Origin of the sequence: Paenibacillus sp. TC-CSREp1, assembly GCF_050171015.1 — a bacterium.
Taxonomy (GTDB): domain Bacteria; phylum Bacillota; class Bacilli; order Paenibacillales; family Paenibacillaceae; genus Paenibacillus; species Paenibacillus silvae.
The window spans coordinates 239,969-260,497 of record NZ_JBNOKM010000001.1; the positions used below are offsets into that span (position 1 = coordinate 239,969).

Annotated in this window: 22 protein-coding genes and 1 tRNA gene; 4 read left to right on the forward strand and 19 right to left on the reverse strand. The window is 46.8% G+C overall.

Going from position 1 to position 20,529, the window contains the following annotated elements:
- Nucleotides 1-82: 82 nt before the first annotated feature.
- The 3 genes from ACQSGY_RS01105 to ACQSGY_RS01115 all read right to left on the reverse strand — a co-directional run bounded on the left by ACQSGY_RS01105 (nt 83) and on the right by ACQSGY_RS01115 (nt 4,471).
- The gene (locus ACQSGY_RS01105; RefSeq protein WP_427050333.1) at nt 83-1,807 is read right to left on the reverse strand and encodes a CotH kinase family protein; all 1,725 of its coding nucleotides are present in this window, start codon (nt 1,805-1,807) and stop codon (nt 83-85) included.
- Between the two features lie 152 nt (nt 1,808-1,959).
- Nucleotides 1,960-4,185 carry a M1 family metallopeptidase gene (locus tag ACQSGY_RS01110; protein WP_427050334.1) on the reverse strand — a complete coding sequence of 742 codons (2,226 nt, stop codon included), beginning with the start codon at nt 4,183-4,185 and terminating at the stop codon, nt 1,960-1,962.
- A 213-nt stretch (nt 4,186-4,398) separates the two neighbouring features.
- A tRNA-Val gene (locus ACQSGY_RS01115) sits at nt 4,399-4,471 on the reverse strand.
- 727 nt (nt 4,472-5,198) lie between these two features.
- On the opposite strand from ACQSGY_RS01115, the gene ACQSGY_RS01120 reads away from it, so the two are divergent.
- Nucleotides 5,199-5,642 (forward strand): GNAT family N-acetyltransferase, encoded by a 444-nt coding sequence (locus tag ACQSGY_RS01120; RefSeq protein ID WP_216517306.1) that lies wholly within the window; start codon nt 5,199-5,201, stop codon nt 5,640-5,642.
- A gap of 149 nt (nt 5,643-5,791) precedes the next feature.
- Nucleotides 5,792-6,028, forward strand: a complete 237-nt coding sequence (locus ACQSGY_RS01125) for a DUF3892 domain-containing protein (RefSeq protein WP_111272271.1) — start codon at nt 5,792-5,794, stop codon at nt 6,026-6,028.
- Between the two features lie 122 nt (nt 6,029-6,150).
- Here the strand turns inward: ACQSGY_RS01125 and ACQSGY_RS01130 are convergent, their stop codons facing one another.
- The 4 genes from ACQSGY_RS01130 to ACQSGY_RS01145 form a co-directional block, all read right to left on the reverse strand.
- Nucleotides 6,151-6,432 (reverse strand): helix-turn-helix domain-containing protein, encoded by a 282-nt coding sequence (locus tag ACQSGY_RS01130; RefSeq protein WP_427050335.1) that lies wholly within the window; start codon nt 6,430-6,432, stop codon nt 6,151-6,153.
- A complete protein-coding gene (locus ACQSGY_RS01135; RefSeq protein WP_427050336.1) occupies nt 6,416-6,643 on the reverse strand; it encodes a hypothetical protein in 228 nt (75 codons plus the stop codon). The genes ACQSGY_RS01130 and ACQSGY_RS01135 overlap by 17 nt, the downstream gene beginning before the upstream one ends.
- A gap of 151 nt (nt 6,644-6,794) precedes the next feature.
- Nucleotides 6,795-7,124 (reverse strand): DUF3889 domain-containing protein, encoded by a 330-nt coding sequence (locus ACQSGY_RS01140; protein WP_184190458.1) that lies wholly within the window; start codon nt 7,122-7,124, stop codon nt 6,795-6,797.
- A 57-nt stretch (nt 7,125-7,181) separates the two neighbouring features.
- A complete protein-coding gene (locus tag ACQSGY_RS01145) occupies nt 7,182-7,451 on the reverse strand; it encodes a hypothetical protein (protein ID WP_427050337.1) in 270 nt (89 codons plus the stop codon).
- Between the two features lie 337 nt (nt 7,452-7,788).
- Here ACQSGY_RS01145 and ACQSGY_RS01150 point away from each other — a divergent pair, with 337 nt between their 5' ends.
- Nucleotides 7,789-8,691 (forward strand): manganese catalase family protein, encoded by a 903-nt coding sequence (locus tag ACQSGY_RS01150; protein ID WP_427050338.1) that lies wholly within the window; start codon nt 7,789-7,791, stop codon nt 8,689-8,691.
- 172 nt (nt 8,692-8,863) lie between these two features.
- Here the strand turns inward: ACQSGY_RS01150 and ACQSGY_RS01155 are convergent, their stop codons facing one another.
- The 7 genes from ACQSGY_RS01155 to ACQSGY_RS01185 all read right to left on the reverse strand — a co-directional run bounded on the left by ACQSGY_RS01155 (nt 8,864) and on the right by ACQSGY_RS01185 (nt 15,584).
- On the reverse strand, nt 8,864-9,157 hold the full coding sequence (locus tag ACQSGY_RS01155) for a DUF6809 family protein (RefSeq protein ID WP_427050339.1): 294 nt from the start codon (nt 9,155-9,157) through the stop codon (nt 8,864-8,866).
- A 138-nt stretch (nt 9,158-9,295) separates the two neighbouring features.
- Entirely contained in the window at nt 9,296-9,475 is a 180-nt protein-coding gene (locus ACQSGY_RS01160; protein WP_188591202.1) for a ribbon-helix-helix protein, CopG family, read from the reverse strand.
- Between the two features lie 221 nt (nt 9,476-9,696).
- The gene (locus tag ACQSGY_RS01165) at nt 9,697-10,875 is read right to left on the reverse strand and encodes an IS110 family transposase (RefSeq protein WP_427050340.1); all 1,179 of its coding nucleotides are present in this window, start codon (nt 10,873-10,875) and stop codon (nt 9,697-9,699) included.
- A 276-nt stretch (nt 10,876-11,151) separates the two neighbouring features.
- On the reverse strand, nt 11,152-11,475 hold the full coding sequence (locus tag ACQSGY_RS01170; RefSeq protein ID WP_427050341.1) for a hypothetical protein: 324 nt from the start codon (nt 11,473-11,475) through the stop codon (nt 11,152-11,154).
- A 250-nt stretch (nt 11,476-11,725) separates the two neighbouring features.
- Entirely contained in the window at nt 11,726-13,441 is a 1,716-nt protein-coding gene (locus ACQSGY_RS01175; protein ID WP_427050342.1) for an ABC transporter ATP-binding protein, read from the reverse strand.
- Between the two features lie 50 nt (nt 13,442-13,491).
- Nucleotides 13,492-14,523 carry a FecCD family ABC transporter permease gene (locus tag ACQSGY_RS01180; protein WP_427050343.1) on the reverse strand — a complete coding sequence of 344 codons (1,032 nt, stop codon included), beginning with the start codon at nt 14,521-14,523 and terminating at the stop codon, nt 13,492-13,494.
- Nucleotides 14,523-15,584, reverse strand: coding sequence for a FecCD family ABC transporter permease (locus tag ACQSGY_RS01185; RefSeq protein ID WP_145404038.1), 1,062 nt, complete (start codon nt 15,582-15,584; stop codon nt 14,523-14,525). The genes ACQSGY_RS01180 and ACQSGY_RS01185 overlap by 1 nt, the downstream gene beginning before the upstream one ends.
- Before the next feature lie 331 nt (nt 15,585-15,915).
- Between ACQSGY_RS01185 and ACQSGY_RS01190 the strand changes: the two genes are divergently transcribed.
- Nucleotides 15,916-16,260, forward strand: coding sequence for a hypothetical protein (locus tag ACQSGY_RS01190; protein ID WP_427050344.1), 345 nt, complete (start codon nt 15,916-15,918; stop codon nt 16,258-16,260).
- 157 nt (nt 16,261-16,417) lie between these two features.
- Here the strand turns inward: ACQSGY_RS01190 and ACQSGY_RS01195 are convergent, their stop codons facing one another.
- The 5 genes from ACQSGY_RS01195 to ACQSGY_RS01215 form a co-directional block, all read right to left on the reverse strand.
- Complete coding sequence (locus ACQSGY_RS01195) at nt 16,418-16,546, reverse strand: YjcZ family sporulation protein (protein ID WP_216517289.1); 129 nt, start codon at nt 16,544-16,546, stop codon at nt 16,418-16,420.
- 122 nt (nt 16,547-16,668) lie between these two features.
- On the reverse strand, nt 16,669-17,253 hold the full coding sequence (locus tag ACQSGY_RS01200) for a TIGR00730 family Rossman fold protein (RefSeq protein ID WP_427050345.1): 585 nt from the start codon (nt 17,251-17,253) through the stop codon (nt 16,669-16,671).
- 372 nt (nt 17,254-17,625) lie between these two features.
- The gene (locus ACQSGY_RS01205; RefSeq protein ID WP_427050346.1) at nt 17,626-18,045 is read right to left on the reverse strand and encodes a hypothetical protein; all 420 of its coding nucleotides are present in this window, start codon (nt 18,043-18,045) and stop codon (nt 17,626-17,628) included.
- Between the two features lie 20 nt (nt 18,046-18,065).
- A complete protein-coding gene (gene ung, locus ACQSGY_RS01210; RefSeq protein ID WP_184190514.1) occupies nt 18,066-18,734 on the reverse strand; it encodes a uracil-DNA glycosylase in 669 nt (222 codons plus the stop codon).
- Nucleotides 18,735-18,998: 264 nt separating this feature from the next.
- A complete protein-coding gene (locus ACQSGY_RS01215; RefSeq protein ID WP_427050347.1) occupies nt 18,999-20,264 on the reverse strand; it encodes a MalY/PatB family protein in 1,266 nt (421 codons plus the stop codon).
- Between the last annotated feature and the right edge of the window lie 265 nt (nt 20,265-20,529).

Sequence of the window (20,529 nt, forward strand, 5' to 3'; positions counted from 1 at the left end):
AAAAAGAGGCGCCTACGAAAGGCGACTCCAGGTATCATCTAATGAACAAGCTTTGGACATTACATAGCAGCGATAGCAGAACCTATTTTGTTGTATCCGATTGCTCCGCTTTTTTAGTTTCCTGATTGCCTGAATTGCGCTCTAAGCCTTGCCATGGGCCTCCGCCATTCATCCCTTTCCCCTTATTAAGATCATCTCCCAGTTTCGTTAAATCGATAGAAGAAGCATCGATAAGGGTACTCGGGCTCGATTTTTGTTCCTCCGTAGTAGCAGGAATCGTACCGTCAAGCTGTCCCTGAATACTTTCCGCACGCAGCGTGCCTAATTTGGTCAACTCGGCAACGGCCGCTTTATACTTGTCGTATGTGACAAAAGCCGTTGGATCATTTTTAACATAATCCGTAATCAGCTTGTCTAACGTCTGTACAGTTTGCTCGAACTTCCCGTCTGCGAAATAACCGTCTACAATTTCCTGCAAATATTCATGGTACTTCGCTTTGTACTCAGGTACCTCCAGCAGTTTACTTAATATAGGGCGTTCTTCCATCGTTACTCCGGACAGCGGTGTATCTATCGCAAGATTGACCACATCGGATGCGGAACCCGCCTGGAACCCACCAAAAGCCATATTGTAGTCCCATGGCAGCATACTAATCTTTCCGTTATTCTCATACAAATAATAGTTATGACCCATATTGGAGGTGTAGCTATCCATATTCACAACGACGGTATGCGCTGCAAAATATTTCAGCACAGCATCCACATCCACAGCTTTTTCAAGATTAGTGCCTGCATTCAAGTTTTTGAGTGCCTCAATGACACGTTGTTCATCTTCTTCCGTTGTTTTGGTCTTTGCATTATCAAAAATGCCAGAATAACTGGAAACTTTATCATCTGTATATACCAAGGATACGCCGTTCGTGCCGCCATTCATTCCACCGCCTCTGCCGAATCCGCGACCACCCTCTCCGCGAGTGTTGGCTGTCTGGGAGTTGGCAGTGCCTGTTCCTGTTCCTGTTCCTGTTCCTGCATTTGTATCACTTGGTGGCTCCATACCTTCAGGAGGCTGACGGTCTCCCGCCCCTGCTGCATCCCCTTCTGCTGGCGGGTTGCCCATTCCCATTGGATTCCTCATTCCACTCGCTCCCATATTGCCATCGTTGTTGGGTTTATAGATTTCGCCTTCACCATTCTTTGCACGGTCCAGATACCCGCTGTCTATATCCTCAACAGCAAGGTATAAGCCCCATGTCTTTCCGTTTACGTTGATATTGGCAAAAGCAAACAGCGGTGCGTCAACGCCAATATAACTCATGATGTCGTAGCTCAGATATTCTTTCATATAACTGGCGTCCGAAATCATATTATTTACAACCATTTTGTCGAGTCCATTCCACGTCTGACCTTTAACATATTCATCAAACTTGATTTTGAAACTATACCGATCCGTTGTATCGTCTCCTGCCACTTGTCTCAAACTCGAGTTTCCTTTGGCTCGAATACCCACATTTTCAATGGTTGTCCCGTTAATCGTTACATTGGCTTTGATATAATTCTCCTCTGCCGCTGTGTCCAGCATTTCTTGCCAGGCATCCTCATCCACATCAATGGAGAAGGACATCACCTCGTCTTTATTAAAATTTTGTGCATAAGACGCAGTTTGGGCATTCCTTTCACTCGTTTGTTTTTCTGTATTTACAGCTGTTTGTGTTGTCGTCGTTGTCTCCGCTTCATTGCTGCAAGCTGATAACAGCATCGAGGCAATCACCGTTCCTGCCATGACGTTTCTCCATTTGTTGTTCATCATCCTTTTTCCCACCTTACATCTCTTTTTTTAATTCTGCTAGGGAGAAGTGTAAGGGAGAAACCTTAAATGGAACTGAACAGACAAAAAGAGCCGCCTTTTAGAGCGACTCTTCATAAACATTTCTTTGTGCTTCTGCTTTTTAATAAGATGCACTATTCGACTTTTTTGCTGGTTTTCAATTTACCATTGCCATCCAGCTCATAGAATTGATAAAGATCTTTAGAGAGCGTTAGAGATTCCAGAATCTTCTCCATAAAGGACGCTGATGACTTGGCGCTGAGATGATCCTCGTTCCAATAGTAATGAAGCATGAGACGATTCTGATTATATGGATGTTTAATGACATATGCTCCCGAATGTCCAGATGCGTTCATGGCATCTTTCCAGGCCAAACCGATACCATTTGCCCGAACATTAATGTTTTTTTTCAAAGCTTGAACAATACCATTCGACTTCGCATTACCAACAAGAATAAGGTTACTGCTGCCAATCTCTCCTTTCAGCTTCTGCTTCAACTCTTTTCGATCCCGAACTACATCGTATTTTATGCCAAATACATCAAAAATTTGAGTTAACTGGCTGGTCGCTTGTTCCTGTTGTTTCGCTGCTGCTTTGCTCACCTGATCTCCAAGTACAATGGTTAATGGCTCCCCTCGAAAGGACTTCTCCATTAAACGAATCATCACTTCGTAAGGCAGATTTGGAATGCTGTTCACTACGGCTTCATACTGCGGTTGATAGGCATCATGCATATAGGCTGCAAGTTCCTTTTCGGACATTTGATACTCCTGCTTAAGCTCAAAATCAGGCTGAATCAGCGCTTTTTCCATGTCCTGACGCTGTTCTTTACCAAGCACATCCTCAATGGTAGCAAGTAATCCATCAATTGTCGCGTTTTGGTAGACAAAGCGATGAAAATATTCCTTCATAAACGCATCAAATTTTTGTTCACCAACCGAGCGGTATAATTGATAAATGGCCTGACGACCCTTTTGGTAAAATACATAATCAGCCATTTCTCCTACTTGTTCATTCGTTGAAGCTATAGGTAGATCAATAGGTGACGGATCGAGCTGAATTGATCTGAACCCTCCTACCTTATTTCCCTGCTTTTCTAAAAAATACACCGTGGAGAAATCGGCAAAGCCTTCATCCAAAAAGGATTCCGTTTCTGAGTTATTCCCGATTAAAGCATGGAACCACTGGTGTGCTATCTCATGAACAAATGTGGTATCGTTTACAGGTGACAACTCCGCAGCACGCTCCGGCATTTGGATTAGTCTTGAATATTCCACGCCAAAGCCATCCACATAAGTTTCAATGACACGAAATTCGGGATACGGATATTCACCATATTTCTCACTGTAAAACGCGATGACTTTAAATGCATAATCAATGTACTTGTCCACTGCAGCTTTTTTGGCAGAGTCATCTCCCGAATAAAAATATTCTACGGTAAGACCATTACGCGTCTCACGTTCTGCTTTTAAGTTGGGACCCGCGAAAAAAACAAATTCTCTCGTGTTCGCGGCGCGCGCCGTAACCACTTTCCGTCCGTGTTCAGCACTGTTCTGGGAAGTGATATCTCCCGGCATGACCACCTGATATGACTCAGGTACATTGAACTCAACATCGAAATCGGACGAAGTATAGTAATCACTCTCGAACGAAGTGCTATACGGTGTCTTATTCCATTGATGTGTATTCTCATCATACACAGACATCACCGGAAACCAGTGTGCTCCGTTGATCTGATCCTTGTAGTATGATATTCGTTGCATGCCATAAGGAATGTCAAGCCGATAATCCACCTGGAAGCTAATAGACTGACCCGGTTGCAAAGGCGTTTTCAATTGCACACGTAATGCCTGATTTTTGTGATCGAAAAGAAGCTTCTCCTCCTGCTGAGACACTTTCACAATATCTATCCCGCCCAAGAAATCTGACGCTTTCTTCTCCGGGTGTTCTTTGGCTATTTGCTCATTCTGGCTTGTATACATGATCGTTTGTGTTGCTTTGGATCGATTAGCATCTGCATAGGTATGCATGACCAGCTCTTGAAGTGTATCTTTGCTTGTATTTCGATACGTTACGATCTGGTTCCCCGTTATGGTCATGTCCTTTTCGTCCAGTCGTGCTTTGATCTGATACTGAATCGGGGATTGATCTTGAGACATGGCCTGTTGTGAACGCATGCGAGAAGCCTGCTGCATCTCGAACGCTTTTTGTGTTGTCTCGGCACTGGCATTCAAGCTGGACCAATTCGAAGAGGCAGCAGAAGTGGTATGGACGAACGGAGATGCCGCTAATGTAAGGGCAATTGTGCTCAGCATCACCTTTTTAAGGGTAATTGTTGGTTTGGTTTTTGAAACGTGCATGTTCTCTCTCCTTTTGCTATATGTTGTATACATACAACGATAAGAGATCAATCTTACGTTAAATTTAGGTTTGATTTAAGTTTTGTTTAAAAAAAGAATTCTTTGCCTATTTCGTCCCCAATCGTTCCCCAACTCTCCCAAATCATCATTTCAACATATCTATATAGGTATGGAAAAAGAAAAAAAGCCTTGCGCAGCAAGGCTTTTCGTGTATGATCTGTAGTGGGCTCGAACCACTGACCCCTACCCTGTCAAGATAGTGCTCTCCCAGCTGAGCTAACAGATCATGTATATTAGATTTTGTTCAATTAAGTAACAGTATCATACCAAGTAAACGCGTTCATTGTCAATCATTAATTTGGTTATAATTTGCCGGAATCGGAGCACAATAATGGTAAGTATAATCTTTTACAGAAGGCAGGTGAACGCTATGAAATATTTCGTTTCGAATCATGGTGCAGTCCGCAAAAAATGTCATTCACGGCACAGGCTATTTCGAGGCCTCACCTATGCCGCTACATCTGCGCTTCTTCTCTCTTTCTTGACCGGATGCACATTGCAAAAGGACGAACATACAGTGCAATTCCAACAGCTGCATCAGCCAAATGAACAGAATGAATCACTGCCCGTGTGGATGGATGTGTATTCCAATTCCGTTGTACAGGAGGTCTATTCTCCTCAAGGAAACACCGAATTTTTGCCATGACATGAAGGGTTCAATATGAGACCAATTTAACCCTGAAAAGACACAAACAATCGCTATTTTGAATTGACCTTGTGCTCTCATTCCTCTTCATCCCACTTGCGAGAGTAGGCTTTCTTGGTCACGTAATATAACAAGGCAATCATGCCCGCTGACATCAGCAGTGTAATCGTCATTATTGCTGCCATTCCCATACGCGCCCCTCCCTTCGGCATGCCAATATGTACCAAACTTAACTATACAGGAAAAGCATTTTTTTGTATAATGCAGTCTGAACTTGTGCGCATGGAGCAGAAAGAAGGAATTGAATTTGGCAGCGGAGATTAATTATGTCACAACAGAAGAAGAATTGAAGCAGGCGCTGGAAATACGTCGTCAGGTTTTTGTGATTGAGCAGCAAGTGCCCGAAGAACTTGAAATCGATCAATACGATGTGATCAGTCCTGATGTGCATCATGTACTGCTGTACAAAGACGGACAGGCTGTTGCCACAGGTCGTCTGATCTATTACAGCAAGGATACCGCCAAAATGCAGCGCATTGCTGTACTGGAATCTTACCGTTCATTCGGGTACGGGCGTGTGCTTCTGTTAGCGATGGAGGAGCTTGCCCGTGAGCTTGGATTAACCTATTCGCTGCTGGATGCCCAGTGTCAGGCACAAAAATTTTACGATAAACTCGGGTATGAAGTGATCTCGGAGGAACCTTTTTATGATGCCGATATTCTGCACGTTCGTATGAGAAAAAGTCTGTAGTCTCGCAGCAAAACTTAACATCACTGGCACTACATAGAGATAGCACAGCTATTCTCGAAATGTTGCAATACATGCATACTTCTCGCCAGTTCGGACAGGATAACAGTGTAACCTATTCCCATTTGGTCATAGAAGGAGAGTGTGACATGATGGATCAGACAACACGCGAGACGTTCACAGCAGTGCAGAAAAATGGTGACGGTGACTTAACCGCCTTCCAAACCTCAACAGGCCGTGTCCTGGACTATCAGCAAGCGCTGAACGAGGTGAAGGCCGGAGCTATTGCTGGTGTCAATGTGTTCAAAGGCAAGGACGGAGAGATGTACATTCGCGGCGATGCCGACGGTGATCCGACGAACAATCTGGACCAGCTTCCGACTTTCTAACAGAAACGATGCATTCCACATACAGCGCCAATCCTTACGGATTGGCGTTTTTGCTGTGTCATTGATGCCCGTTGTGTCTTGGCCGCATCTTATGCCATCTATCTCTCCGCCCCAATCGCCAATTAATATTCGGTAAAATATTTCACCGCACTGCCGGCTGGCTGGGCTTTTCGCATAGGCCCTGGTTCCTGCTCCCATGCCTGCAAAATCTGGATGTTATCCAACGAGGAAGGGTTCCCCCATGCGATGTAACCTTTCCGTTCAAGCTCCAGGAGCGACTCCCGAATCTGGGCACGGCTGCGGCCTGTCTTGTTCTCCAGTTCATCCATTCGTGGAATTCGCCGCTGCTGTCCCGCATAGTTAACGATGATTCGCAAAATTTTCCGCTCAAAGTCGTTCAGCATGCTTCAACTCTCCTCTCCGATTCTGTTCGGTTACAGGACGCCATGCCAGAATGTTTTGCTCCAGAAAGGTCCGGGGTGCACCCTCTTTGCCATCCGCTGCACGAATTCTCCCGCCGCGCATACTGTTAATTCGAATCTGCCTCTGTGTAATCTGTCCCGCACGATCCATATACACAAGCTCCACCATCTGGCCAACATATTTTCCTAGCATGATCATCCCTCCAACAGAACATTTGTTTGTATTCATTATTATATGCGAACATAAGTTCTTTATTCAATAACAAAAAAAGGAATTTAACAAAATAAAAAACCAGACTTGCTCTGTTAGAAACAGGCATCTGGTTCTTCATTTCTCCAAGCGATTAGCGGCGATCTGATTCGGAAAATTGTACTTTTTTCAACTGTTGCGTATTCGGATTAAAATCCACATGCACATATACAGCAAATTGCTTGCCGTCCTTGGCACGAACCCACAGCTTGAACTGCTCTCTGGACTCACTGGCGCTAAGGGACGAACGGCCAATGTGTTTGTAATCCAAAATGTCTACATTGTACTTGGTTTGAGTCTCCTTCACCGCAATAATTCCCCACTTCGCATAATCGGGGATTGTGTCCCCGGTTGCGGAAACGGTTGTTGTGATGCCTGCCAAGCCAAGCATAAGTGTTAATATCGTGATTACTAGCACTCTCATGCGTTTCACTCCCTGGGAACAATGTGTTGCTGATATCGTGCCCTTTTGCATTGCATTTTACACCCACTTTCGAAATATCCAGACTGCCGGCCACAGCCAAAATGGAATAAGCTGCATTAGCTTATCCAGCGGCTCTATTGCACTGTTATAACGAAAGCTCATCCCCCAATCACCGGTGAGAAAATGCTGCTCTGCTTGGGGCTCTTCGGGGGGCTCCAGCCCATACTTTTGCATAAGTATTTGCCTTGTTTGTTCATCCACTTGAAGCTCATCTTCCACCGCACTTGCTGTTACCTCCACACTGCTTATGTAAGTTAAAATCACCATTAAACCTATGATACCCAGCCATCTAAATCTCATATGTATTTGTTCCTTTCTGCCTAATTCCATTGCCAAACAATCGCGGTTCCGGATACTAAATAACTTGTCTGATTGTACATAAATATTGCGAATATGGAAATACCAAATCATAGAGTAATTAAGCCTGCTGCCGATCCGAAAAGAAATCTGAATGCAAGTTAATCACACATTGCTTTAGACCCATTTCACTACTTATCTGTTTAATAAAACCATTAACCGTGTAATGGACTTTGACTGACTGATCAAGCTAAACCAACGTGCACCCGAGTCTTATTCACCCCATATTTGAGGAGGTTATATCTGCATGTTCAAACGTCTGGATGAAATTCTGATTGAGATTCCCAACGTCGAAAAACCTGATCCCAACGCAGCGGCTGCTGTACAGGAATTGCTTGGTGGTAAATTCGGAGAAATGTCCACCCTGAACAACTACCTCTATCAGTCCTTTAATTTTCGCTCCAAGGAAAAATTAAAACCCTTCTACGACCTCGTGATGAGCATCACGGCCGAAGAGTTAGGACATGTTGAACTGGTGTCCCACGGCATTAACCATTGTCTCAGAGGGTCTACCGAATATAAAGAGCCTGATCAGACGCCGCTAGGCTCCGTGAAGGATGCTCGGCTGTCGTATCATTTCCTGGCAGGTGCACAAGGTGCGATGCCTTTTGATTCCATGGGCAATCCATGGACAGGTGCCAACGTCTTCAACAGTGGCAATCTGGTGGAGGATCTGCTGCATAATTTCTTCCTCGAATGTGGAGCCCGCACACACAAGATGAAAGTTTACGAAATGACCGATCATCCCGCCGCTCGTGAAGTTGTCGGTTTCCTGCTCGTACGCGGGGGTGTGCATGTGGTGGCGTATGCCAAAGCGATAGAAATTGCAACAGGTGTCAATGTGACCAAGCTGATTCCCATCCCTTCACTCGACAACAAAGCCTTCAACGAGGCGCGTAAGTACGAAGAAAAAGGCGTTCACACCAAGCTGTACACTTACAGTGACAAAGACTTCAATGCCATCGGCCAGATCTGGAAAGGCACACACCCCGAAGACGGACAACCTCTGGAGGTTATTCAGGGCATCCCTCAAGGTTTTCCCATTCCCGAAGCTCCAGCGGTGGAGGAGGAATTTGCACCAGGCATCTCACATGAGGATTTCAAAGAGATTGCACGTCGTCTGAAAATGGCGGGAAATATTACGGATTAAAGAGCAGGTTAAAGCCCTCGCCCCAACTGCTTCAATGCAGAAAAGGTCTGAGGGCTTTGTTATAATAAATTTATGTTCAATTTTATGATGTAAAATAAGTATGTTTTGCGCATGTGATTACCTAAGAATTTTGCTGTTAAAGTAAACCTGATCTCTGCTCATGTCGTTAAGCTTAGTTAAACTCTGACACCGATTCCTCACGCTGACTCATGACTTCAATAAGCATGTTGGCACCCAGACGAAAACCTTGTACAAACGCAGCTTCAGTATGCATGCCCTCACATCTCCCCCACAAGTCAAATAACTGTTCAAGCTCAAGAAATTCATTCTCGCTCAAACGATTCTTCCATTGCTCAGTCAGAACTGCAATCTGCCTCCCTAACACTTGGTATTCAGGATGTGTCGGCATCATCATCTCATCCGGGCGAAGTCGTCCGTTATATAATGCTTCTAATATCGAATTCATATATCCTCCTGTATATCTATTCGCACTCGACTTGAATGAGCGTTCTGCACATGGTAGGATATTTATGCAGTCGCTCGTTCGTAGTGATTGCGGGATAGGAAGCAGCGTTGTTCTTTGTGGGACGAGCGCTGCTTCTTTTTATTTTTGGAGCTCCTCGTAAATCTTCTCAATCCCTTTGCGAACGATTGCAGATCGGTTCGTATTCAGCTTCTCAGCCGCAGCATCCAGCTTACTAAGAATTTCCTCATCGACACGGATCTCAATCGTCTTGCTCTTGGGATTATCAGATTTAGGACGCCCCATCTTTTTGGAGGACATCGCTCCACCTCCTTTTTGTCCTGACAATAATATATTGTTGTCAGGACAAAAGTCAATGTATTTGTAGAACACTAACAAATAATCTGCTTTCATTTACATACAAAAAAACCAGCTAATGTTTGTCAAGCATTTGAGGTTGGATGAGTTCTCTTTTCGTGATATACTTTTTCCGACCAACCCAAATAACCTCCACTACTATGGAGGTTTTGGTTAAATATGGTTTAAGCTTGGTAGGGCTGCCCCTTCTGCAAGATGGCGAAAATGTGATGCAACAGCTTGTTTGCGCAAGCGATCACTACCACCTTGTAGGGCTTGCCCTCTTTTCTTTTTTTCTCATAGTACGAACGGATTCTTGCATTCGTGTTTTTCCGCATACCGCATTGCACGGCCAAATATAGCGAACGTCTAAGCCTTTTAGAGCCTCGTTTCGTTATTCGTGTACTCGTCGCTGTAAACTTCCCCGAACTGAAAATCCCAGGATCAAGGCCCGCAAACGCCACGAGTTGCTTTGCATCGCTAAACTGCCTGACATCACCCACTTCAGCTATAATCGCTGCGGCCAGTTTCGTCCCAATTCCCGGGATGCTCTTCACGAGTTCGACTTCGGGCAGGCTTGCCGCCATGTCCTCCATTTGCTTTTCCAACTCGTCCAGCTGCCGGATCATCGTCAACAATAAAGATACCATCCCGAGTAGCGCCTTGCTTTGAGACGGACTATGCCGAGACTCTCTCCAGTGACCCAACACTTTCTCCAGTTTTCTGGCTTTTTCATTTGCCCAACGTTTGGAATGGGATCTCCCTGCACTTCCCTGAATAACTTCGTTCCACTCTTCTGCATCTCCCTCTAAACAATGGGCCAGCACAGTCAATGACGTTGCCGAAAACACATTGTAGAATACCTGCTCATACTCCGGAAACACTTGCTCGAGTAAGGCTCTACTGTTCAGCTTCGCCTGCACAAAGATTCCCGTGACGAACTCATGCTGCCTTGTCAAATGCTGTAACTCCATAAACGTCTCATCCCAGGTTCGGTGTGGCTTCACATCGCCGCGATAGTACATCTCAGCCAGATGCCAGGCATCTAATGCGTCCGTTTTAACTTTGCGTAACTGCGTTCCTTTGGCCCGTTTTGATTGCAACGGATTCACAATGTAATAGGTGTAGCCACTTCGATCCAAGTATGAAACCAATGCACGGTGGTAATGTCCCGTCGCTTCCAGAACCACCACCGGAGCCAAACCTGTTTCGGCTTGAAGCATGCCCAGCATTTCCACGAATTGTTCGAATCCACTCGTTTCATGTTCAATGTCTACAGCTTTACCATACGGTTTGTTTCGTTTCCGGAACGCCTGTACCACACTTGAACCTTTCGCAACATCCACACCAACAACAGGTTCCATCTCCTCACTCCTTGTCTTTGGTTTCGCCGGCCTTTTCCACGATGGTTCCAAACCCATAGCTTCGCTTGTTATACGAGGTCTACCGCCCCTACCAGCTCAAACATGGTCTTTTGGAGGTCGTGGGAAAACAGTTTTTTTGACGGGGTCATGCCCCTAAGACGCTCACGTTTTCCCGGCTCCCCCCATCGTAAAACAGCAAAAAAAATAGGCCAACCAGTAATAACTGGCTAACCTGATAATACGAAAGACGATCCAGCAGCACTCACTGTAAGCCCTCTATTTCTCTCTCTTCCTCTGCCACAAATACCTTCCCCATACGCCCACAACTCCGCACAACAAAAGCGCACAGTACGCCCAGGCAAACAGCATGGCAAGCCCTAACCCGATGTTGGCATCCAGACGCTCATCAGTCATGTACGTATACAATGCAAATATAAGCGGCACAGCGCCCACGATCAAAAGTCCGATAAACCATCCAGCCAAGCTGCGAGAATCGGAGGACGTGTTATGTCCCTTCAATTTACGAATCCCTAAAAATAACAACCACAAAATTAAAATAAAACCGAGACAGGTGAGTAAAATTTTAGTCATATCTGACATGTCATTTACCTCCTAACGCTCCACATTCTCCAGATGATATGCATGAAAACTTTTCAATCATTCATGATCCTATCATACACTCCAGCCATAGCCTTGCCCACCATTACCCAATTCTGCCCCGCGTAATCTTGCCATCTTCACCTCCTTTATATATCAAGCCCCTTTCTCCAAAATAAAAAGACCACCGCCCCGACTCCTTCCAAGTCATGGACGATGGTTATATTTCCCCTACTATTTCAGCTTGCTTCGCCTACGCACCAAATTGCGCATAGTGCAGGCGACTATAAATGCCGCCAGAAGCGAGCAGTTCCTCATGCCGACCCTGCTCCGTGATGCCTTGCTCGGCCACGACCACGATGCGGTCTGCGTTTTTGATCGTCGCCAGTCTGTGGGCAATGACAAGTGTAGTACGGCCTTCGGACAGCTCCGCGAGCGATTGCTGAATCGCCGCTTCCGTCTCGGTATCGAGTGCCGAAGTTGCTTCATCCAGAATCAGAATTGGCGGATTTTTCAGGAACATGCGTGCAATCGACAAACGCTGCTTCTGTCCTCCAGACAGCTTCACGCCGCGTTCCCCAATGAGCGTATCCAGTCCATCCGGCATCGACAGGATTAAAGATTCCATCTGAGCCCGACGAGCAGCCATCCAGATTTCTTCTTCCGAAGCATCCAGCTTGCCGTAGGCAATATTCTCCCGAATTGTACCATCGAAGAGGAATACATCCTGCTGCACGATCCCGATCTGACTACGCAAGGAATCCAGAGTCATGTGCTGAATATCCTGGCCATCAATCGTGATGCGCCCTTCCAGCACATCATAGAATCGCGGCAGCAGACTGCATAACGTTGTTTTCCCCGCACCGGACGGACCGACGAGAGCCACCGTTTCCCCGGCACGGATACTCAGATCAATCCCTTGAAGCACAGGCTCCTGATCCGAATAACCGAAAGTCACCTGCTCATATTGAATATCTCCACGTAGATGGGATACCGCAACGGCGTTAGGACGGTCTTTGACGTCTGGCTCCATATCGAGCAGATCCGTATAACGTTTGAACCCTGCAATGCCTTTTGGATATGTCTCAATGACCGAATTAATCTTCTGAATCGGTGTCAGGAATACGTTGGACAACATAATAAACGCAATAAACTCACCATAGGTCATACTGCCGTTAATGACAAACCACGTGCCGCATACGAGTACAAATAATGATACCAGCTTCATCAGCACGTAACTGATGGAAGAGTTCCACGCCATAATTTTGTACGCAATCAGCTTGGTTTGACGGAAACGGCCATTGTTTACAGCGAATTGTGCTTTTTCATGCTCTTCATTTGCAAAAGCCTGAACAACACGAATACCTGTAATATTGTTCTCTACACGAGCGTTGAAATCTGCAATGTCCCCAAACATTCGGCTGAAAGCCTTGGACATTTTATTACCAAAATACAAGGAGAGATAGATAATAAGCGGCACAATGATAAACGTCAGAATCGCCAGATTCCCGTTAATGCTCATCATAATGCTGAATGCACCCACAAGTGTCATGACCGCAATAAATACATCCTCCGGACCGTGATGGGCGATCTCTCCGATATCCATCAGATCATTGGTCATGCGGGATACCAGGTGCCCCGTCTTTGTGTTGTCAAAATAACGGAAGGACAGCTTCTGCACATGGTTAAACAGATTTTTACGCATATCCGTTTCGATATTGATGCCCAGCTTGTGTCCCCAATAGGTCACAACATAGTTCAGAAACGCATTGAGCAGGTAGATGCCGAGCAGCACTACACATGCCCATAAAATCCAGTCCCAGCGTCCACCTGGCAGCAGGTCATCTACTACCCGGTTCACAGCTAGCGGAAAGGCCAGCTCCAGCAACGCGACCAAAATTGCACAGGTGAAATCGAGAATAAACAGTTTTTTGTATGGCCTGTAATAGGCAAAAAAACGACGAAGCATGAACCAAGTTCCCCCTTACGGCAATCCTCCGTCAAAATGATGATTACCTTTTATTTCGTCCTGCTTAATAGATACAGGAAGTATGGAGCTCCAAGAATAGCTACCAGTATTCCAGCCGGAATCTCCGAAGGTTGCAGAATGACACGTCCAAGCGTATCCGCAACGAGAACAAGCAATGATCCGACAAGAGCCGAAGCAGGCAGCAAAAACTGATGTTTCGGTCCTACAAGCCGGCGTGCCAGGTGAGGGCCAATCAGACCCACAAAGCCGATTCCGCCGCTGACCGATACAGATGATGCCGCAAGACCAACCGCAGCCGCAAGCAGAATCAGTCGTTCACGCTCTACCGAGGCACCGAGGCCGCTTGCTGTCTGATCTCCCAGATTTAAAACGTTAAGCACACGCGACTTGGTCAGCACAAACGGAACAAGCACAACAATAAATGGCAGCAGGGCCATAACAAATTTCCAATTGGAGCCCCAGATGCTGCCCGCAAGCCAGGTGGCTACGAACTGATATTTTTCCGGGCTAAGCCTCAGTGTTAGAACAATCATGGCCGAGCTGATGCCAGCTGCAATACCGATGCCCGTCAGCAGCATACGTGTAGGCATAATGCCTTCCCCTTTTTTGTAAGAAAGCACATAGATCAGAAATGCAGCAAAACCTGAACCGATCAGGGCAAGAATCGGAAGCAGGAAGACCGGCGCAGCTGTCGTTGTCGGGAAAAAGGAAACAAACAGCATAACGGCGAGTCCCGCTCCTGCATTAATTCCAAGAATGCCCGGATCAGCGAGCGCATTGCGTGATACCCCCTGCATAATGCAGCCGGACAGGGCAAGCCCGGCGCCAATCAGCACCGAGATGACGATACGCGGCAGACGGAACTCGAACAGGATCAGCTCCTGTTTCGCTGTACCGCCTCCAAACAGCGTACGCAGCACCTCAAGCGGCGAAAGCTTGGTAAACCCGGTATTCATACTGATAATAAAAGCCGTAATAATCAAAAGGCCGAGCACAATGAGAACAAAAATGCTTTTGTTTCTCTTCTTGCGTTCTGCGCCAACTATCGTTGAGGAACCCATTACAGCGTCCTCCTTTCTTTCCGCGCGAGATACAGGAAGAAGGGTACCCCGATCAGGGCAACCAGCGCGCCAATCGGCGTCTCGTAAGGCGGGTTAATCATACGTGCTGCCAGATCCGAAAATACAAGCAGCAGACTGCCCATGACCGCAGAACAAGGAATAATCCAGCGATAATCCACCCCGACAAGCTTGCGTGTGAGGTGGGGAATGATCAGACCCACAAAACCGACAGCACCTACTACCGATACAGCAGTACCTGCCAGAATAAGAACAACGATCAGACCCAGTAGCTTGATCAGACCCGTGCGTTGTCCCAATCCCACCGCAATATCCTCGCCCAGACTGAGCAGGGTAATCGAACGTGAGATGATCAGTCCAACGATAAGCGCCCCGAGCACCCATGGGAACATGACCTGAAGATGGGACCATTTCGTTCCGGCTACACCTCCGGCAGTCCAGAAGGCCAGATCTTGTCCAATTCGGAAGTAAAGTGCGATTCCCTCACTTAGCGCAGACAGCATGGCCGATACGGCAGCACCAGCCAGCACCAGACGAAGCGGCGTCAGGCCTGATCGGGAGGCTGCACCGAAGCCATATACAAGCAGCACGCCAAGCCCTGCGCCGAGGAATGAATACATAATGATGTACATATATGGCATGCCTGGGAAAAAGGCAAAGCAGATCGCCAGTGCAAAGCCAGCGCCAGCGTTCAGCCCGAGCAGCCCCGAATCTGCCAGCGGGTTACGAGTCATGCCCTGCATAATCGCCCCTGCGACAGCAAAACAAGCGCCGACCATCGCCCCGCCAAGCACACGCGGCAGCCGGATTTCCCATATGATCTGATGTGGAGTCAGATCGGGATTAAAATTAAACACAGCCTTCCACACCACACCAAGCTGTATATCTGCAGCGCCGAATGAAATGGACAAAGCCATCCCCAGAAGCAGCAGCAGAATGCCTCCTGTGAGAATGAGCGTAGCTGCCCACGGTCGTGTATGGATTTTGGCTGTTGGTGACTCCGTATTCGATTCGGAATGCACAGATGAAGGATTGGAGCTCATGCTTGTCCACCTGTGTTATGAATGAAGTCTGTTAACCGTATGTACATAACAATCACCTCTCTAATAATGCCGCTTCTTATTGATATTGATTCTCATTCCCATAGAACATTGTAAGTGAAACCTTCCGCTCTGACAATGGACAAAAAGGACATATTTCTTGCAGATATGAATATTTCCTCATTTTTATGCACACAAAAAGGCCATCCCGAGCTTTATTACAACAACATTTAACGGGCTGGGGATTCACTCATTTTTGCGAACTCAATCTGAAAATCAACATAATATAATATCAGTCGTAGACAACTGCACTCCGCTGTAAGGAGGTTGCCCTTTGAAACCACTAATCAGGATGCACTCGGGATCTGCCAGAACTCTCTCCTCTCAGAAGTCTTCATCGCGCCATTTCGTAAAGAACGGAACAGGACCAAGACCCAAATCTAAACCGCTTGGACATCCTGGATCACGACAAGTGAGTCCGCGAGCTTCCGTTCGAGGACTCGCTATACCTGACAGAACGAGTAATCAGTCCTCTGTCGACGGTCCTACACAACATACACTGGATCAGCTGGCGTTAGTTGCAGCCATTCTTGCACTGATTGCTTCAGCTATCGGACTATACATTGCCTGGAAAACACTGATTTTGCCTAGCGGTGGTACTACAGAAATTACGGTATAACCCGATTCTGTCTCTTTCACGACAGCCGGGTTATTTTTCTAAAAACCAAAAAAACCGTTCCCCGGAAACGCCGGCAGCCACCGGCGTCTCTTTGGAAAGGCCATATTGTTCGGGCTCTGCTCCCAGGCAGCCCTCATCCGTCAAGGAATGGTCTGAATTACAGTACGAACATACTGGAAATGATAACCAGCAAGATAAACAATACCAGAATGGCGCCTGTAGATGTCCATGCTCCACCGCCGAAACCTCCGCAGTATCCGTAACCTGTACCTTTGAGTTCGCTCATGAGTGACACTCCCCTCTTCATCAAAGTACACTATAGACTATGTCCGCAAGCGCTTTTTGCTTGGGCAGGTGAAGAAGTTTTTCTCTGGAAGCAGGGGATGAATCATAAAAGGTTTTGCGATATTATGTTTCGCTCAGCTGAGACCATTTCTGGGTTAACTCCTTGGGAATATAGGCCGCCATCTGAGCAAGCAGCTCAGCCGGATCAGACTCCAGACTCCACAGACTGAGATGCGATGTATTGGAGAAACCTTCATGTACGCTGTGCTCGACCAATTTCATCAGTGGTTCATAATATCCGTTAACGTTCAACAGACCGACAGGTTTGCGATGGATGCCGATCTGTGCCCAGCAGAGCACCTCAAACAATTCTTCAAACGTGCCCATGCCTCCCGGCAGGGCAATGAAGCCATCGGACAGCTGGGCCATCGTTGCTTTGCGTTCATGCATCGTACCCACCTCAATCAGTTGAGTCAGCCCGCTATGGACTACCTCGCCTCTGAACAAACCTGTGGGCATAACACCAATCACTTCTCCGCCTGCCGCAAGAGCAGCATCTGCCACCGCACCCATCAATCCCATGCAAGAGCCGCCATAGACGAGTGCATACCCACTGTCAGCAATCTGTTTACCCAACCCCGCAGCATGCCGGGTATAGTCGGGGTGATTTCCCGGATTAGAACCTGCAAAAACACATATCCGTTTCAATCGGTTTCACTCCTTCTTATGATCTATCCAAGTTGAACTAAAGAGATGGTATAGATAATTGTTCAACTTCTATATCTCATTAGTATATAACATAAATGTCATTGCTATGTTACAAGACATGGACAGAACACAAATACGAAGCAGCTACATCCAACTCAGATTACATCCAAAACTCAAAACATTTCCAAGGCGATCCACGTCCCCCTGCTCCTTCATGGCAAAAAATCAAAAAAATACCCGACCGTTTGCAGCCGGCCGGGTTCCCAAATCCATACACATTAATTTAGAAGGGGTTGTTACTACCTACTATAAGGTTGAAACATTAATGCCATATGATCGCAGTATGAAAACTATATTAAATATCAAGTCGAACTATCGTATGCCGCGCCGTGAACGCACTACAAACATATGCTTGTCCTTGCGAAGTAATCGTCCGTCTTCCAGTTCGACCTGATCCTCATCATGCCGCACAATCGTTGTGCATAACGCTACAATTTTGGCACGCCGCCAGATCATAATCTGCGACTTGAAATAGATCGCATTCTCGAACTGGACTGACTTCTTCATGACATAACCGATCTTGTGCACTTCCGAACGCGCCTTCTTCAGAGGCAGGCTTTCGTCAGGGAGAGGTCTGATCATTGCAATATTGTCGAACGATACCTTGATCCGTTTCGGTCCGATTCGAACACATTCCGCTTCTTCATCCCACTCCATCAGCGTTCCCTTCAGAGGCTCGCGAATTCCTGTTGCCCGATATACTGCTACTTTTCGTCCAATCCAATGTCGCAATGTGCTCGCCTCCACTCTATCTAGTTTTCAGGTATTGTCCAATCAATCGGTTTAATACCTTGGGAGACGAGAAAATCATTGGCTTTGGAAAAAGGTCTGCTGCCCAGAAAACCGCGATGTGCCGCCAGCGGACTCGGATGTGTTGATTCCAGCACCAGATGTTTGTCTCTATTGATAAAAGCACCCTTCTTCTGCGCATGACTTCCCCAGAGCATGTACACCATTGGCTCTGTACGTTCATTCAGCTCACGAATAACCGCATCCGTGAACGTCTGCCAGCCCAATCCCTGATGTGAGTTAGGCTGACCTTCCCGCACGGTCAGCACTGCATTCAGCAGCAGCACCCCTTGCTCTGCCCAATGAATAAGTGAACCATGCTTGGGGACAGGCACTCCCAGATCATCCTGAAGCTCTTTGTATATATTTTTCAATGAAGGCGGAACACGCACTCCCGGTCTGACCGAAAAGCTTAATCCGTGCGCTTGTCCTGCACCGTGATAAGGGTCCTGGCCAATGATTACAGCTTTGACCTTGTGATACGGAGTCAGCTTTAACGCTGAGAACAAATCCTCCTTGGGTGGATAAACGGTCTGTGTTTTGTACTCGGCAGCAAGCGCATAACGGATGTTGTTAAAATAGTCAGCCTGCGTCTCCTGCTGCAGTACCTCATCCCAATCATTTCCAAACATATTGTATAGACTCCCTTCCCCTGATGAATGTATACCCGTACAGCCCGTCTGGATGGGCTCTTCCCTGCAAGAACCGACCAATCTGCGGCTCATAGACTATCCACCATTTTAACATAACCGCGGACGTCAGACCAGAAGCGGGGATTGAGGCGTGTGAACGCCAGAAAGGGCGAAACAGTCATGTACACTGCTCCGCCCTTGAAGTTCATCGTATTTTTTTCAGAAAAATCTATATTGCAAGGGTGAGTGACACCGACTGCTCTGCTATATGGTCACAGACAACATATCCTCCTGCTGCTTCACCAGTACACGACTGATTCGGCTCAAACCCTCTTTCAGGATCGAACGGGGGCAAGCCAGATTCAAACGGATATATCCTTCCCCATTCGCCACAAACATCCCGCCATCCTCCAGCAGCACACCTGCCTGCTCCGCAAAAAACAGAGGCAGACTTACATCCTTCGGCGCATAAGGCGTAATATCAATCCAGGCCAGATACGTGGCATCCGGAATGTGAAACACGGCAAGTGGCAGATGCTGCTTTACATATTCGTCAACATACGCAAAATTGCCGTCCAGATATAGCTTCAGCTGACGCAGCCATGCATCACCATGCTCATATGCTGCCTGAGTGGCCGCGATACTCAGTGGGTTTTTGAAGCCGTAATGACGTGCTTGCCAAATATCCCGAAGACCTTTGTTCGGAATGATGACATTCGAGAACATCAGCCCCGCCATGTTAAACGTTTTGCTCGGAGACATGCAGGTAATGATACGATCGGTAGCCGGGAACAGCTTTGCAAGCGGGGTATGTGTTTTTCCCGTGCGCAGCAGATCACAATGAATCTCATCTGAAATGATCCATACATCATTGCTCAGACAGATCTCACCCACCCGCTTCAGCTCTTCCGTGCTCCAGATGCGTCCAGACGGATTATGCGGATTACAGAAAATACATACACGAACCTTCTCGTCCCTCGCCTTTGCTTCAAAATCCTTAAAATCAATCGTATATTGCCCTTGCTCATTGATCATGTCCGAGCACACCAGTTCGAGCCGGTTATGATCCGCTGCCGACTTGAAAAATCCATAGGAAGGCGTCAAGATCAACACCTTCTCGTCCGGCTGGCAGATATATTCCACCAGTTCGTAGAGCGCAGGAATAATGCCATTCGACGTCTCCAGATGCTCCTTCGGGAAGGACCAATTGTAATAACGCTTCATCCAGTTCGCAACCGCTTCGTAATACGCTGGATCAAAAATCTGTGAATATCCCATAATCCGGCGATCGAGCCGCTGCTTCACCGCATCCAGAATCTCGGGCGGGGTCGCAAAATCCATATCGGCAATCCACATGCGGATCATCTCTTCGTCTTTGAACGGAAAGGTCATCTCACTTGTTGCGTTGAAAATATATTGGCGAAAACCGTCCGTATTCATGGCATTGGTTCCGGTGCGATCAATAATCTCGTCAAAATTATAGGACTTGGCAATCTCTATACTATTGTTGGGCTGGTTCATCTTCGTCATGGTGATTAACTCCTCTGATTGTCTTTTGTCACTTTTGGTCACTCTCGGTTCACTGCCTCTGCCCCTATTGTTCCATGTCGCCGAAGTTGCATCAAATGCAAGAGAATCTACTCTAAAGAAACAGAATTCATTCAACGTTTCCTCAGAATAGTCTTTTCACTGTAAAAGTGATATATTTCTTATAGGTATTTGCTTTTACGAAAGTTTTTCATCTTTTTCATCTATTCTCAGGAAACATCACCTCTACGAAGGAGCTGCCCTACCC

Bases quoted from the DNA above. Each gene is read 5' to 3' on its own strand.
- ACQSGY_RS01165 (WP_427050340.1), bottom strand. From the start codon at position 10,875: ATGGAACCTGTTGTTGGTGTGGATGTTGCGAAAGGTTCAAGTGTGGTA.
- ACQSGY_RS01170 (WP_427050341.1), bottom strand. From the start codon at position 11,475: ATGTCAGATATGACTAAAATTTTACTCACCTGTCTCGGTTTTATTTTA.
- ACQSGY_RS01160 (WP_188591202.1), bottom strand. From the start codon at position 9,475: ATGTCCTCCAAAAAGATGGGGCGTCCTAAATCTGATAATCCCAAGAGC.
- ACQSGY_RS01185 (WP_145404038.1), bottom strand. From the start codon at position 15,584: ATGAGCTCCAATCCTTCATCTGTGCATTCCGAATCGAATACGGAGTCA.
- ACQSGY_RS01135 (WP_427050336.1), bottom strand. From the start codon at position 6,643: ATGCTAGGAAAATATGTTGGCCAGATGGTGGAGCTTGTGTATATGGAT.
- ACQSGY_RS01155 (WP_427050339.1), bottom strand. From the start codon at position 9,157: ATGAATTCGATATTAGAAGCATTATATAACGGACGACTTCGCCCGGAT.
- ACQSGY_RS01140 (WP_184190458.1), bottom strand. From the start codon at position 7,124: ATGAGAGTGCTAGTAATCACGATATTAACACTTATGCTTGGCTTGGCA.
- ACQSGY_RS01175 (WP_427050342.1), bottom strand. From the start codon at position 13,441: ATGCTTCGTCGTTTTTTTGCCTATTACAGGCCATACAAAAAACTGTTT.
- ACQSGY_RS01125 (WP_111272271.1), top strand. From the start codon at position 5,792: ATGGATCAGACAACACGCGAGACGTTCACAGCAGTGCAGAAAAATGGT.
- ACQSGY_RS01180 (WP_427050343.1), bottom strand. From the start codon at position 14,523: ATGGGTTCCTCAACGATAGTTGGCGCAGAACGCAAGAAGAGAAACAAA.
- ACQSGY_RS01145 (WP_427050337.1), bottom strand. From the start codon at position 7,451: ATGGTGATTTTAACTTACATAAGCAGTGTGGAGGTAACAGCAAGTGCG.
- ACQSGY_RS01110 (WP_427050334.1), bottom strand. From the start codon at position 4,185: ATGCACGTTTCAAAAACCAAACCAACAATTACCCTTAAAAAGGTGATG.
- ACQSGY_RS01215 (WP_427050347.1), bottom strand. From the start codon at position 20,264: ATGACGAAGATGAACCAGCCCAACAATAGTATAGAGATTGCCAAGTCC.
- ACQSGY_RS01195 (WP_216517289.1), bottom strand. From the start codon at position 16,546: ATGAGCGAACTCAAAGGTACAGGTTACGGATACTGCGGAGGTTTCGGC.
- ACQSGY_RS01150 (WP_427050338.1), top strand. From the start codon at position 7,789: ATGTTCAAACGTCTGGATGAAATTCTGATTGAGATTCCCAACGTCGAA.
- ACQSGY_RS01130 (WP_427050335.1), bottom strand. From the start codon at position 6,432: ATGCTGAACGACTTTGAGCGGAAAATTTTGCGAATCATCGTTAACTAT.
- ACQSGY_RS01105 (WP_427050333.1), bottom strand. From the start codon at position 1,807: ATGATGAACAACAAATGGAGAAACGTCATGGCAGGAACGGTGATTGCC.
- ung (WP_184190514.1), bottom strand. From the start codon at position 18,734: ATGTTTGGAAATGATTGGGATGAGGTACTGCAGCAGGAGACGCAGGCT.